11 protein-coding genes are annotated in these 14,572 nt (G+C 60.8%); 8 read left to right on the top strand and 3 right to left on the bottom strand.

Annotation, left to right across the window (positions count from 1 at the left end):
* The first annotated feature begins 60 nt into the window (after window positions 1-60).
* From eat to PMI34_RS07325, 8 genes are all read left to right on the top strand, one after another.
* Window positions 61-1,434, top strand: coding sequence for an ethanolamine permease (gene eat / locus PMI34_RS07290; RefSeq protein ID WP_008052345.1), 1,374 nt, complete (start codon window positions 61-63; stop codon window positions 1,432-1,434).
* A gap of 191 nt (window positions 1,435-1,625) precedes the next feature.
* Window positions 1,626-3,020, top strand: a complete 1,395-nt coding sequence (locus PMI34_RS07295; RefSeq protein WP_008052344.1) for an ethanolamine ammonia-lyase subunit EutB — start codon at window positions 1,626-1,628, stop codon at window positions 3,018-3,020.
* 8 nt (window positions 3,021-3,028) lie between these two features.
* Window positions 3,029-3,853: an ethanolamine ammonia-lyase subunit EutC gene (eutC, locus tag PMI34_RS07300; RefSeq protein ID WP_008052343.1), complete on the top strand. Its 825-nt coding sequence runs from the start codon at window positions 3,029-3,031 to the stop codon at window positions 3,851-3,853.
* 114 nt (window positions 3,854-3,967) lie between these two features.
* Window positions 3,968-4,429: a GNAT family N-acetyltransferase gene (locus PMI34_RS07305; RefSeq protein ID WP_007990572.1), complete on the top strand. Its 462-nt coding sequence runs from the start codon at window positions 3,968-3,970 to the stop codon at window positions 4,427-4,429.
* Between the two features lie 270 nt (window positions 4,430-4,699).
* Window positions 4,700-5,356, top strand: a complete 657-nt coding sequence (locus PMI34_RS07310; RefSeq protein WP_008052342.1) for a DedA family protein — start codon at window positions 4,700-4,702, stop codon at window positions 5,354-5,356.
* Window positions 5,357-5,360: 4 nt separating this feature from the next.
* Window positions 5,361-6,173: a zinc-dependent peptidase gene (locus PMI34_RS07315; RefSeq protein WP_008052340.1), complete on the top strand. Its 813-nt coding sequence runs from the start codon at window positions 5,361-5,363 to the stop codon at window positions 6,171-6,173.
* Window positions 6,174-6,286: 113 nt separating this feature from the next.
* The gene (gene ppa / locus PMI34_RS07320) at window positions 6,287-6,814 is read left to right on the top strand and encodes an inorganic diphosphatase (protein ID WP_008052339.1); all 528 of its coding nucleotides are present in this window, start codon (window positions 6,287-6,289) and stop codon (window positions 6,812-6,814) included.
* 228 nt (window positions 6,815-7,042) lie between these two features.
* The gene (locus PMI34_RS07325) at window positions 7,043-7,789 is read left to right on the top strand and encodes a LexA family transcriptional regulator (RefSeq protein WP_008052338.1); all 747 of its coding nucleotides are present in this window, start codon (window positions 7,043-7,045) and stop codon (window positions 7,787-7,789) included.
* A 338-nt stretch (window positions 7,790-8,127) separates the two neighbouring features.
* On the opposite strand, the gene PMI34_RS07330 is transcribed toward PMI34_RS07325, so the two are convergent.
* The 3 genes from PMI34_RS07330 to PMI34_RS07340 form a co-directional block, all read right to left on the bottom strand.
* The gene (locus PMI34_RS07330; RefSeq protein WP_008052337.1) at window positions 8,128-8,940 is read right to left on the bottom strand and encodes a YfaP family protein; all 813 of its coding nucleotides are present in this window, start codon (window positions 8,938-8,940) and stop codon (window positions 8,128-8,130) included.
* A 3-nt stretch (window positions 8,941-8,943) separates the two neighbouring features.
* A complete protein-coding gene (locus PMI34_RS07335; RefSeq protein ID WP_008052336.1) occupies window positions 8,944-10,587 on the bottom strand; it encodes a DUF2300 domain-containing protein in 1,644 nt (547 codons plus the stop codon).
* The coding region (locus PMI34_RS07340; protein WP_008052334.1) for an alpha-2-macroglobulin family protein at window positions 10,565-14,572 on the bottom strand (4,008 nt) is incomplete at its 5' end. The genes PMI34_RS07340 and PMI34_RS07335, both read right to left, overlap by 23 nt.

The raw sequence follows: 14,572 nt of genomic DNA, 5'->3' as shown, positions 1-14,572 counted from the left end.
CACCCAAACCTTCGCACCCGAAAGTCCAAAAGATCGAACAATAAAAATTAGAGAGGACTTATGACTACTTCTTCCACACAGCTCAAACCCACACTCGGCACCCTGCATTTATGGGGCATTGCCGTCGGCCTGGTGATTTCCGGCGAGTACTTCGGCTGGAGTTACGGCTGGGGCACCGCAGGCACACTGGGTTTTCTCGTCACCGCGTTGATGGTGGCGACGATGTACACCTGCTTCATCTTCAGCTTCACCGAACTGACGACGGCGATTCCCCACGCTGGCGGGCCGTTTGCCTACAGCCGCCGTGCCTTTGGCGAGAAAGGCGGGTTGATCGCCGGCATCGCCACCTTGATCGAATTCGTCTTTGCACCACCGGCCATCGCCATGGCCATCGGCGCCTACCTCAACGTGCAATACCCGGAACTTGACCCAAAAATCGCCGCCGTTGGCGCCTATTTCGTATTCATGGGCCTGAATATCCTCGGCGTCAGCATCGCGGCCACCTTCGAATTGGTGGTCACCGTGCTGGCGGTCGCTGAATTGCTGGTGTTCATGGGCGTGGTCGCACCGGGCTTCAGCTTCAGTAACTTCGTGCTCAATGGCTGGTCAGGTTCGAACGAGTTCACGATGGGCTCGATTCCCGGGATTTTTGCAGCGATCCCCTTTGCGATCTGGTTCTTCCTCGCCATCGAAGGCGCGGCCATGGCCGCCGAGGAAGCCAAGGACCCGAAACGCACGATCCCCAAGGCCTACGTCAGCGGCATTCTGACCCTGGTGTTCCTGGCCATCGGCGTGATGGTGATGGCCGGCGGCGTCGGCGACTGGCGTCAACTGTCGAACATCAACGATCCGTTGCCCCAGGCGATGAAAGCCGTGGTCGGCAATAATTCGACCTGGATGCACATGCTGGTATGGATCGGCCTGTTCGGCCTGGTGGCAAGTTTCCACGGGATCATTCTTGGCTATTCACGGCAGTTCTTCGCCCTGGCTCGCGCCGGTTACCTGCCCAAGGGGCTGGCCAAACTTTCGCGCTTCCAGACCCCGCATCGGGCGATCCTGGCTGGCGGCGTGATCGGCATCGCGGCGATCTACAGCGACGGCCTGGTCAACCTGCAAGGCATGACCCTGACGGCGGCGATGATCACCATGTCGGTATTCGGCGCCATCGTGATGTACATCATCAGTATGCTGAGCCTGTTCAAGCTGCGTAAGACCGAACCGAACCTGGAGCGCACCTTCCGCGCGCCGGGCTATCCGATCGTGCCAGGGATCGCGTTGTTCCTGGCGGTGGTGTGCCTGGTGGCGATGGCCTGGTTCAACACCCTGATCGGCCTGGTTTTCCTCGGCTTCATGGTTGCCGGTTACCTGTACTTCCAGTTGACCGCCAAGCAACGTTCCGAGGCACCGGCAGACGCTATGCTCGAAGGTATATGAGATGCACCGGCGCCGGGCCCGCTGCCCGGCGCCTGCATTATTGAAGTGCACGCAATTCCCCTGTGGGAGCGGGCTTGCTCGCGAAGGCGTCGTGTCAGTCGACATCCATTTTGAATGACACATCGTATTCGCGAGCAAGCCCGCTCCCACAGGAAGAGCAGATTGCAGTAATTATTGGAGGACACCGCCCCATGGCCACATTCGCCCATACCGTCGGCGCCCAGACTTACCGCTTCGACAGCCTCAAGGAAGTGATGGCCAAGGCCAGCCCGGCCCGCTCCGGAGATTTTCTGGCCGGCGTCGCCGCGCTCAACGATGGCGAGCGGGTGGCCGCACAGATGGCTTTGGCCGACACTCCGCTAAGCCACTTTCTGCAGGAAGCACTGATCCCCTACGAATCCGATGAAGTCACCCGACTGATCATCGACACCCACGACAAACAAGCCTTCGCGGTCGTCAGCCACCTCACCGTCGGCGGCTTTCGCGACTGGCTGCTCAGCGATGCCGCCGACGAGCAGGTTCTGCGCTCCCTCGCCCCCGGCCTCACCCCGGAAATGGCCGCCGCTGTGTCGAAGATCATGCGCGTGCAGGATCTGGTGCTGGTGGCGCAAAAAATCCGCGTGGTTACGCAGTTTCGCGGCACCCTGGGCCTGCGCGGTCGACTGTCCACGCGCCTGCAACCGAATCACCCCACCGACGAACCGGCCGGCATCGCCGCGAGCATTCTCGACGGCCTGCTGCACGGCAATGGCGATGCCATGATCGGCATCAACCCAGCCACTGACAGCATCGCCTCGATCTGCGCCATGCTGGAGATGCTCGACGCAATCATCCAGCGCTACGACATTCCGACCCAGGCTTGCGTGCTGACCCATGTCACCACCTCGATCGAAGCGGTCAATCGCGGCGTGCCGTTGGACCTGGTGTTCCAGTCGATCGCTGGCACCGAAGCAGCCAACGCCAGTTTCGGCATCAACCTCAATATATTGCAGGAAGGTTACGACGCAGGATTGAGCCTCAATCGCGGCACGCTGGGCCAGAACCTGATGTACTTCGAAACCGGCCAGGGCAGCGCTCTGTCGGCCAACGCCCATCATGGCGTCGATCAGCAAACCTGCGAAACCCGGGCCTACGCCGTGGCGCGGCATTTCAAACCGTTCCTGGTCAATACCGTCGTCGGCTTCATCGGCCCGGAATACCTGTACAACGGCAAACAGATCATCCGCGCTGGCCTGGAAGACCACTTCTGCGGCAAATTGCTCGGTGTGCCCATGGGTTGCGACATCTGCTACACCAACCACGCCGAAGCCGACCAGGATGACATGGACACCTTGCTGACCCTGCTGGGTGTCGCCGGGATCAACTTCATCATGGGCATCCCCGGCTCCGACGACATCATGCTCAACTACCAGACCACCTCGTTCCACGATGCGCTCTACGCCCGGCAGACCCTGGGCCTGAAGCCCGCACCGGAATTCGAGCAGTGGCTGGCGAAAATGGGCATCTTCACTCAAGCCGATGGCAGGGTTCTCTTCGGCGACAGCCTGCCGCCAGCCTTCCGGCAGGCCTTGGCGCAACTGGGATGAGCATTGACATGGATAAACTACCCTTCGATCCACACAACCCCTGGCTGGAACTGCGGCGCCTGACGCCGGCGCGAATCGCTCTGGGCCGCACCGGCACCAGCATTCCCACCCACGCGCAACTGGACTTCCAATATGCCCACGCTCAGGCGCGGGATGCGGTGCACTTGCCGTTTGACCACTCCTCCCTCGGCGCGCAATTGGCCGAACGTGATCGCGAGTGTCTTTTGCTGCACAGTGCGGCGACGGATCGCAACACGTACCTGCAACGCCCCGATCTGGGGCGAAAACTCAGTGATGCCTCGGCGCAGACCCTTCGTGATTACGCGACTGCCCATCCGGGAGGCGTGGATCTGGTGATCGTGGTCGCCGACGGCCTGTCGGCACTGGCCGTTCATCGCCATACCCTGCCGTTTCTGGCGCGTTTCGAAGAGCAAATGGCCTGCGACAGCTGGACTGTTGCGCCAGTCGTACTCGTGGAGCAGGGCCGGGTGGCCGTCGCCGATGAAATCGGTGAGTTGCTTGGCGCAAAAATGACCGTGATCCTCATCGGCGAACGCCCTGGCCTCAGTTCTCCTGACAGCCTGGGTTTATATTTCACCTACAATCCCAAGATCGGCCTTACCGATGCCTACCGTAATTGCATCTCCAATGTCCGGCTCGAAGGCCTGAGCTACGGCATGGCGGCACACCGTTTGCTGTATTTGATGCGCGAAGCCTGCCGGCGGCAGTTGTCAGGGGTGAACCTGAAGGACGAAGCGCAGGTTCAAACACTGGAATCGGACACGGGAGGCGACATGAAAGGAAATTTCCTGCTCAGCCCGCCGAATGCCTGAACCGCTTGCGCATTGCACATTCGTACCAGTTTCAGGCAGGATCGTTGCGCGGCCGCCAAGGGTTTCCCATCGCCGTCAGAGACGCAAGACAGCCACTTGAAGACGAGACCTACCATGCGGATTATTCAAGCGACCCTCGAACACCTGGACCTGCTGACTCCGTTGTTCGTCAAATATCGCGAGTTTTATGGTTCCCTGCCGTATCCGGACTCGTCCCGGGCGTTCCTCGAAAAACGCCTGCGTCGCAAGGAATCGGTGATCTATCTGGCGCTGTCGGATGACGACAGCAACAAACTGATGGGCTTCTGCCAGCTGTACCCGAGCTTCTCTTCGCTTTCGCTCAAGCGTGTATGGATCCTCAACGATATTTATGTCGCCGAGGACGCCCGCCGCCAGTTGGTGGCCGACAACCTGATCCGCACCGCAAAAAAAATGGCCAAGGAAACCAATGCCGTGCGCATGCGTGTTTCCACCAGCAGCAACAACGAAGTCGCGCAGAAAACCTACGAGTCCATCGGATTCAAGGAAGACACCGAATTCAAGAACTATGTGCTGCCGATCAGCGACGAACTCTGAATCACCAGCACCCTGCTCGCGATGGCATCGACCGGATTACACGGGTCCAACGAGGCAACGGCATCGCGAGCAGGCTCGCTCCCACCCGATCGTTATCAAACATCAGCCCTGTGATGACATTCCCCGCTACAATCTCGACGCGATTTTCACCACTCGCCTCGTATAATCCCGTTATTCCCGGCTTGTAAGAAAAACTACCCCTATCCGTAGTCTTACGCGAAGTCATCCGCACAGGCCTGCCGAGTCGGGCCGTCACCACAGGTGCTATCCATGGATTTCAACCCGATCGACATTGTCCTGCATCTCGACGTCTACCTCGACATGCTTGTAACCAACTACGGGGCATGGATCTACGCCATTCTGTTCATGGTGATCTTCTGTGAAACGGGCCTGGTGGTCATGCCCTTCCTGCCAGGCGACTCCCTGCTGTTCATCGCCGGCGCCGTGGCGGCCGGTGGCGGCATGGACCCGGTACTGCTCGGCGGTCTGCTGATGCTGGCGGCGATCCTGGGCGACAGCACCAACTACATCATCGGACGAACGGCGGGTGAAAAGCTGTTCAGCAATCCGGACTCGAAGATCTTCCGTCGTGACTACCTGCAACAAACCCACGACTTCTACGACAAGCATGGCGGCAAAACCGTGACCCTGGCGCGCTTCCTGCCGATCATCCGTACTTTTGCACCGTTCGTCGCCGGCGTGGGGAAAATGCCTTATCCGCGTTTCTTCGCCTTCAGCGTGCTGGGCACCATCCTGTGGGTCGGCGGCCTGGTGACACTCGGTTACTTCTTTGGCAACGTACCGTTCATCAAAAAGAATCTGTCGCTACTGGTAGTCGGCATCATCCTGATCTCCCTGGTACCGATGATCATTGGCATGGTGCGTAACCGCCTCGCCGGGTCGAACTCCAAAGCCGAATCGCGCTGACACGATGTGGTCCCTGAGCACCTGGCGTCGCCGGCGCACCCTGGCAAAGCACCCGATTGCCGATGACATGTGGCAACGGGTGCGCCATCACCTGAGTTTTCTCGATGGCATCAGCGCCGCCGAAGACCAATGGCTGCGCGAAGCCTGCGTGCTGTTCCTCGAAGACAAGCACCTGAGCGCCCTGCCCGGTGTCGAACTGCATCAGGAACAACGCTTGCTGCTCGCTGCCCAGGCGCAACTGCCGCTGCTGCACCTCGGCGACCTGAACTGGTATCAGGGCTTCCACGAAATCATCCTCTACCCCGACGACTTCCTCAGCCCTCAGCGCTATCGCGATGCCAGCGGCGTCGAGCACGAATGGGACGCAGAGCACAGCGGAGAAGCCTGGCAGCAAGGCCCGATCATCCTCGCCTGGCCCGGTGTAATGGCCAGTGGTGGCTGGGAAGGCTACAACCTGGTGATCCACGAACTGGCGCACAAGCTCGACATGCTCAACGGCGTCGCCAACGGCCTGCCGCCGCTGCATGCCGACATGCGCGTCAGCGACTGGGCCAGCGTCATGCAAGAAGCCTACGACGACCTCGACCGGCAACTGGAACGCAATCCCGATGCCGAAACTGCCATCGACCCTTATGCCGCCGAGAACCCTGCCGAGTTCTTCGCCGTCACCAGCGAATACTTCTTCAGCGCCCCGGATTTGCTGCACGAGGCTTATCCACAGGTGTACCAGCAGTTGAAGCTGTTCTATCGCCAGGACCCGCTGGCGAGATTGAAGCAACTTCAGGCGCACGACCCTGTCTATCAGGCACACCAGTGAGTGCCATACGACTTCTGGTCCATGGCGTCGACACAGGAATATGCCTATAATCGCCGCCACTTTTTGGTCAATCCGGCCAAGTGTTTTTGGTCAACTAACGGGGGCAACGCCCAATGAGCTACAGCAAGATTCCGGCTGGCAAAGACCTGCCGAACGACATCTACGTCGCTATCGAGATTCCGGCCAACCACGCGCCGATCAAATACGAAATCGACAAAGACAGCGATTGCCTGTTCGTTGACCGTTTCATGGCCACCCCAATGTTCTACCCGGCCAACTACGGTTACATCCCGAACACCCTGGCTGACGACGGTGATCCCCTCGACGTGCTGGTCGTAACCCCTTACCCGGTTGCTCCAGGTTCGGTGATCCGCGCCCGTCCGGTCGGCATCCTGAACATGACCGACGACGGCGGCGGCGATGCCAAAGTCATCGCAGTCCCACACGACAAGCTGTCCCAGCTGTACGTCGACGTGAAGGAATACACCGACCTGCCACCACTGCTGATCCAGCAGATCGAGCACTTCTTCGCGAACTACAAAGATCTCGAAAAAGGCAAATGGGTGAAGATCGAAGGCTGGGCCGGTGCAGATGCCGCCCGCGACGCAATCACCAAGTCGGTTGCTGCCTATAAAGGTTAAGAGCAGTCGCGAGCTTCAAGCGACAAGCTGCAAGAAAAACCCCGGTTGATCCGGGGTTTTTTGTGGGTGCTTGATTCGTACGCCAAACACAGTGTTTAACCATGCTCGATCTCGGTTTTGTTTGTTTAAAATTCCCCAAGAGCGTCTTACATCCGGTCGTAAATTTCCCGCGAAATTTGAACGAGGCGTTTATTCAAACCCTTGTTAGCCGCCAGTAGACTCGCGCTCATGAAAAAGAACACTAGCGGCCCACGCTTCAAGGCTCTCCTCGAAGCAGCGAACATCACGACCACCGGATTTGCCGAATTCCTGGATACGGCTCCGCAAAATGTACATAACTGGTACACCCGTGGTGTGCCCGCCCATTGCATGGAAGAGGTCGCCAGAAAACTTTCCGTCAGCAGCGACTGGCTGAAAACCGGCGAAGGCTCGAAAGACGCCCAGCACCTGCGCCTGCTCGACGAATCCGGCAACACCTTCGATGCCCAGACCATCCGCGGTGTCTATACGGTCATCGAGCCTGTCGACGTCGAACTGCCATTCCTCAAGGAAGCTGTCACCGCCCCGGGCTCCAACAAAACCCACGTCATGGAAGACCCCGAGCAATCCATCCGCCTGCCCCGCAGCCACCTCGACTCCCTGGAAATCAACCACGCCGACGCCGTCTGCGCCCTTATGAGCGGCAACAGCATGGGAGAAAAAATCGAAGACGGTTCGACCCTGGCGATTGACCGTGGCCTGACCAAGATTGTCGATGGCGAGATCTACGCCATCGAACATGACGGCATGCTGCGCATCAAGTACCTGCACCGTCTACCGGGCAACTCCCTGCGAATGCGCAGCCACAACCGCGCCGAATACCCGGATGAAATCTTCAGGGCCGGACAAATCGAAGAGCAGAACATCAGGGTGCTGGGCTGGGTGTTCTGGTGGTCTACCCTGAACAAACGACGGCCGACGGTGCCATTTCTTTAAGCACTCCAGAAAGCCCATCGGCCGCCCACCCGGGTGGCCAAACGGCTCTGCCCGGCACTTCCCGCTGGGAATTTCCATCAAACCTGCGTATGCTGCGCCCCACATTTGCGCATCGAACCGCCCTGCGGCTCAGATGCACTGGCCTGGCAGATGACTTTCTCACCAGGTCCCACAGCCGGACGCAAGATCCGGGTGTACGTTTTGAAGGCTGGCGCGGTTTACCAAAAATGATCCAAGCCAGTCCCCGAGAAGCCGGCCACAAGCCGGCTTTTTAATGCCTGAAAGAAAGTGAACCGCCCAGAACCTGCATTTGTCGCAACACTGCTGTCACTTTCCCCTCAGGGATAACTAAACCCCTTCACCAACGTCAACTCCCCCACCGCGCGCATCGGCACCAGGAACGTCTCCATCTTCTCGCTCGGCGTCCCCTCCTCGGTAATCACCGTCACCTGCGCCGTGGTCAGCGCTTGCACCGCGTCTTCCTGCCCCTCTTCATCACTGCTGTAGCCGCCGCCAAAGTAGTTCACATAGACCAGATATTGGCCCTTGATCGGTGCGGGCATGGCGAAGATTTCCGGGCCGTAGCCGGTGGTGACGTCGACGTCGAGCGCGGCGCCGTTGGGGGCGACGCGGTCGCCGTACCAGATGTGCGCGCCGTCGGGGGTGATAAGGTGCAGGTCGAGGTCGGTGTTGTCGCTGTCCCACGCCAGCAAGACGCGCAACTTGGCCGGGGTTGCACCGCCGCTGCTGTTGAGAAATTGCGTGCGCTGACGTTGTTGGCCATCGGGGCTGCGAACCTCAACGCTGTTGCTGCCGTTGGGGAATGAGAACGGGCGATCGAAGCGGCCGGCCGGGTCTATTTTCAGCGGCATGCTCACGCCGTTGACGATCAGACGGCCGGGTTCTGTGGATTTGGCTGTGGCTTTGATCTGCCCGCTGATGCGAGCGGTGTTGGCTTGCCCTGCCGGGGTATTCACCGACGAGGCCGGGTAGTTGACGGTCTGCCCAAAGTTTTCCCCTTCGCCCTCAGGTGCGCCGGTGCGCCAGCCGCCTGCGGGGGTGTCGAGTTTGACGCTGTCCGCCGCCATCACTGATGGCAACGCCAGCAGCGAGCAGAGACACAGCAAGACCTGTGGATAACGGAGTTTCATGGACTATTCCAGCAAGAGGTGGCGGGCGAGCCCTTCGATGTAGGTTTCATCCTGGCCGTTGGGGTGTGCTTCGAAGGCCAGGTGCAGGTATTCGTGGGTCAGGTCGAGGCGGTCTTGCAGACTCTGCGCGCCACGCACGTAAATGCGCTGGCGTTCGCGGTCGACATAGGGACGGCCGAAGGCCAGGCGGCAGACGGCGAAGGTGCTGACTTCGTTGTAGCCGACCTCGCCTTCCAACCGCGCGCGCCAGCCGCGCCGTTGTTTCTGTAGCCATTCTTGTGCGGCGGGCAACGCTTCGCAGGACGCGACCGGGTTGTCCCAGCGACTGAGACTGGCGCGCGGGTAGGCGTGCAGCAAGATGGCATCGTAGCGCTGGCCGGCACGGGCCTGTTCGACGGCTTGCTGCCAGGACAGCCTGTCCGGGCCGGGTTGATCGGAATGGTAAGTAACGGTACTTCCAGCCAGCACCAGGTCGCTGGTCCACGCGGCGATATCGCGCGACCCGGACGACGCCGGTCGCGGTGCGACCCGCTGACGGCTGCTGCTGTCGTCGATGCTCAGGCATTCACCGCTGCGCGTAGCGTTTTGCAGCAGATAGGTGCGGATGGCCACGGCCAGGGCTTTGGCGGCCTCGACCGGTTCGGCAGTGGCTTCGCGCTGGAGAACGCGGGCAACGTACTCTTCGCGATCCAGCCGGGCGACAAGCTTGTCGTTCAGCAGAAACAGTTCGCCGTCGCTATGAATATCCAGCCCATTGCCGTTGGCGAATTCAACGCGGTAGTCACCCTGCAATGCCCCGGAAGTCACCGCGGTGCCTCCTGACAACACGCGCCGAAGTGGATAGCGGGAGAACAGGTCGACTTCTACGCACCGCCCTGCATCCGCAGGCCATGCGACAGGAATCACGGTAGACAGTGCCTGCGCGTAATCTCGAAGGACCCGTTGACTGGTGCCGCGCCCGCCGGCCCAGACCGGTGTACCGTCCGCCGTCCAACCGGCAAACCCGCCCTGACGCGATGTTGCATCCTGATCCGCCAGCCAGCTCCAGGTCTTCACCCGCAGGCGGCTGCCGAGTTCGCCGACGACATGGCCATCGGCGGCATTGAGCACCACATCGAGCAACACACGTCGGGCTTGAGCCTGCGCCGGCAGCACGGCCAACACCTTCAACAGTTCTGCTACCGAAACCCGGGTAGCCGGTTGCAACGAAGGCAAATCGAGCAACCATTGCGGCGCCTGCCGCGTCTGCCAATAGGCTCGCCAGTCGGCATCTGCGATGCCCAACCGCGCAGGTTCGAAATACAGACCGCATGATTTCACCAAGGCCTGATCACGCTCGATCCTGCCGCCCGCCGTACAGCAATACACCTCTTCTTTCGACTGCCCGCGGCATTCATAAGCCGGCTCACGCGCGCCGGTGTCCACCAGCCAGGCGTAGACGAACAACTTCCACACACTGCCCAGTGGCGTCTGCAAAGTCGGCGGCAACGGCTCGCGGGCAATCACCTGCGTTCGGCTGAGCGACAACAAATCGCCCTTGAAGGCCAGGCGTAAAGGTTCGTCCTGCGCCGTTGCCAGCACAGGGATCAAACACAGCAACCCACCTATCAGCAGCCTGTGCACGTCAGTGAACCGTGACCTGGCCAAGGGCTGCCTTTTGTTCCAGTGCCTGATGCTGCGGCGCATAAACCTGAGTGAAACGCACCGGCGGCAAGTTGAACTGCCCCTTCTGCGAGAAACGCACCAAGTGCCGCAGGCGCAATTCGCCACTCAATGCATCGACCGGAACGGCATAAGCCATTTGCCCCGGTTCGAATCGCGCCTTCTCCAGCGATGTCGGTTCGGTGCCAGCCTTGCCCATGAGCTTGATGCCCCAGGTCGTGCGCTCGACATCGGCACCCGGCGGCAGCGGCACTTCCAGCAGGCCGTAGCGCAGCGGTCTGGTGGCTTTGCTGGTGAGGATCACTTCGTCAAGATAGAGGTTGTCGCTGGACAGCGGCGCGTTGCCGACCGCTTCGAGTTTGAAAGTGAAAGCCTCATCCCCCGGCACCAGTCGCGACAGGCGACGGGTGATGTTCACGGCCATCGGATCGACCGCCGGCTGTTGGCTGCGGTAGCTCAATGCAGCGCGCAGCGGACGCTCTTGCACCCCGGCCAGCGTCAATACCGTCGGCACTGGTGCAGGCCCCTGCCACGTCCAATACATCTCACCAGAAACCCCGTACTGCTTCTTCCAGCCTTCACCCGGGGCCAATGCAATGGTGGGCGATGCCTGCTCGATGCTGCGTTGCAGCCAGGTGAGCGCTAACGCACGTTCCAGGGTCGATTGCTGTGGCAACAGACGTTGCAGCAAGGCCTGGGCGTGAGCCTGATCGAAGGGTTGCAGCGACAGGTTCAGCGCTTCGGCAATCGGCTGGGAACTGACCGCCAGACGTTGCTGCGCGTCGGCCAGTTGCCGATTGAACGCGTCCGGCAAAGCGACCTTCGCCTGCCTTGCCAGCGATGCCGTCAGCACCCGTGCGGCCGCCAGCCCCAAGGCGGAATCCGGATCGCTCATGACGAGGCTGTCTTCGCCGTCTTCCATCAGATTCGCGGCGGTGCCCTCGCCCGCTTTCGCCAGGTCGTCCATCAAGCCACTGAGCAAGGTGTTGACCGGCAACTGCATCTGTTTGGCGAACGACAGGATCAGTGCCCGCTGCAACAGCGGCGTGTTCTTCGCCTGCTTGGCGTATACCTCCAGCACCCGCTGCCAATGCTCCGGCGGCAGGCTCAGTTCCAACACCTGGCTGGCATGCCAGTCGGCGTAATAGGCGTAGGCGGTGAGGAAGGCATCCGGTTCGCCGTCCATGCCCCACCAAGTGAAGCTCGCCGAAGGGCCGGCCATGTGAACCAGGCGCAAGCGGCTGTTTTGCATGATCAGGCGCAGGCGATCGCGGACCTGCGGATTCGCCGCCAACGTCGGGTAGGCGATGCTCAACGGCAGCAGGCCGCTGGCGGTCTGCTCGACGCCACCGTAGGGGTAGCTCAACAGATCGTCGAGGGCAGAACGGAACAACGCTTGCGGACTGTCGTCCAGACGCAGGCGGATATCACTGGCGTCTGCCGGCAGCGTCAGCGGCGTATCGCCCTCACCCGCATCAAGACTCTGGGTTTGAGTCACCTGCCAGCCTTCACCGGTCGCGCTCAGGCGCACCGCCAGGGCGTCAGCGGTTTTGCCATCCTGCACCAGCTCGGCGCTCCACTCGCCATTGGCCAGTTCAAAGGGCGGCAACGGGATGTAGTTGATGCCGCTGTTCAGGGTCACGGGCACACGCTGTTCGTTGCCGGCGTAACGGGTCACCAGTTCGGCCTTGACCGGTTTCTCGGCCTGGCTGAAAGCGAACACACCGAGCTCCGGTTTGTCGCCGGCGCGGAATCGGGTCGGACCGCTCCACTTCAGGTACAGCGGTTTTTCCGAGCGTACGAATTGCTTCTTCTGCCCGACCTGACCGTCATCGGCGATGGCCCTGGCGGTGATGCGCCAGCGGGTCAGGGAATCGGGCATCTTGAAGGTGAAGCGGGTTTTGCCGTTGGCATCAGTCAGCAATTCAGGTTGCCAGGCAGCCGTGTCGACATCCTCGCGACGCGGCCGCTCCAGCACTTTCACGCCGCGCTCACTGCGATTGGCTTTGCCCGGTGCACCGGGGCTGCCCGGCAAGGCAACGTCATAACTGATGAACGACAAACTGGCACTGGTGCGCACGTTGTTGCGACGTGGGTGATAGAAGAACTGGTCGATGCTCGGCGCGACTTCCGGTTGCAGGGCGTAGACCATTTCATCGACCACGCTGACCGTCAGGTGTGCGGGAATCGCTTTGCCGGCGAACCGGGTGGTCAGGTCCACCGAGACGGTTTCACCCGGCTGATAGGTTTCCTTATCCGTGGTGATGGCCACGTCGATCTGTGGCGTGACCACCTTGATGCCGGCGTTCTGGAAACTGTACTGGCCACCCTTGGTGTACAGCACCGAGAAGGTCAGGTTCGGCGCGAAACCGTCCTTCACCGGGATGCGCGCCCGGTATTGGGTATCGCTGAGTTTTTCCATCTTCAGCCAATCGCCGCCCTTGGACAGCAGCGCAGTGGCTTCGACCTTGTCCCGCTCCAGAGACAGCAGCGCATCGCTCACTGGCTCGGGGAAAGTGATCAGTGCCAGCGCTTCCTCGCCTGCGATGTACTCGGGCTTGTCGAGGACGATTTCCACGGTGCCGGGTACGGCTTTGACACCGTCGCCGGTGACCGAATGCCCGGTGGCACCAACCACGCGACCGTGGTCATCCTTGAGTGTCAGGTTGTAGGTGCCCGGTCGGTCAAAGGCCAGCGTGAAGCTTTTGTCGGTTGCCGTGAGTTTGCCTTCGCCGGTGCTCTGGTCTTCCAGTCGTACCCAGCCGTAGCTGCCCGGTGTAACAGCCTGCGCCTGCTCGCCTTCGCGGGTGTAGCTGAACGCAACCTTGTCGCCCACCGCGCTGAAGCGCTGAGGTGCGCTCAAGCGGAAGTTCGCCGCGCCACGGTCGATGAGGATTTCCTTGGTGGTCTTGACCCGATACGCCGCGCCGTCGCTGGCAAACACCGTGAGCATGTAGCGACTCGGTTTGTCCGCTGCCGGCAAGTCGAGGGACGCGTTGCCCTTGGCGTCGGTGGTCAATTCGGTGCTGGTCAGCTCCACCGGAAATTGTCCGAGGTATTGCAGTTCGTTGTCGACCATCGACAGCTGTTGGGCGCGCAGGCTCAGGCTCAATTTGGCATTGGCCACCGGTTTTCCGTCCGGGTACAGCAGCACCAGGTTGCCCTTGACCGGTTCGCCAGTACGGTAATCCTGCTTGGCCAGATTGAGCGAAATCTCGAAGTGCGGCTTGATGTAATCAGCGACGCGAAAGGCGCTGCTGTAGGCCTGATCCTTGTAGTTGAAACGCAGTTCATAACCACCGGCCACGGCGTTATCGGGCAACTGGAATCGGCCCTGGGTGCCAGCCTTGGAGTCAAGCTTCAGATCGAGGGATTGCAGCGCCGTGCCGGTCGCATCCAGCACGGTCACATTGACGTCGGCCGCGCTTGGCTGCACCGAGTCCCGCGCGTTCTTGAACTCCCGCCCGACGATTTTCAGCGACACCCAGTCCCCCGGCCGATACAGCGGCCGGTCGGTGAAGGCATAGAGCTTGGTGTCGTAGATTTCGCTGTCGTAGTAGAAATTCTCGGAGACGAACACCCCTCCCTCTTCGTCCTCGCCGATCACGAACGAACGCTCGGGGCTGATGTGTTTCAGGCGCAGCAAGCCGTCGGTATCGGTGGCGCCGCTGCTCATCACGCCGAGGCCATCGGTCCACAGCACATTGACCTTCGGCACCGAGCTGCCTTCGTGTTTGCGTGCGGCCCACACCAGCAATTCGTCACCGGCGATCTTGCTCACCGCCACGGTGTTGGAGACGAACACCATGGTGGTCGCGCGGTACTTGCCGATCAGCGCTTCCACCAGATAAAGACCCGGTTTGAGATTGCCCAACGGGATGTACACGTTGCCCGGCGCGACACTGACGAATTCACTGGAAGAACCGGCCAGGTTCACCCCGGCAGGTGGCTGGATCGGCTTGGCCTGCCA

It is taken from the genome of Pseudomonas sp. GM74 (genome assembly GCF_000282455.1).
Classification (GTDB): Bacteria; Pseudomonadota; Gammaproteobacteria; order Pseudomonadales; family Pseudomonadaceae; genus Aquipseudomonas.
The sequence above is the reverse complement of the archived record's forward strand: the minus strand, read 5'-3'. Positions and strand labels throughout refer to the sequence as shown.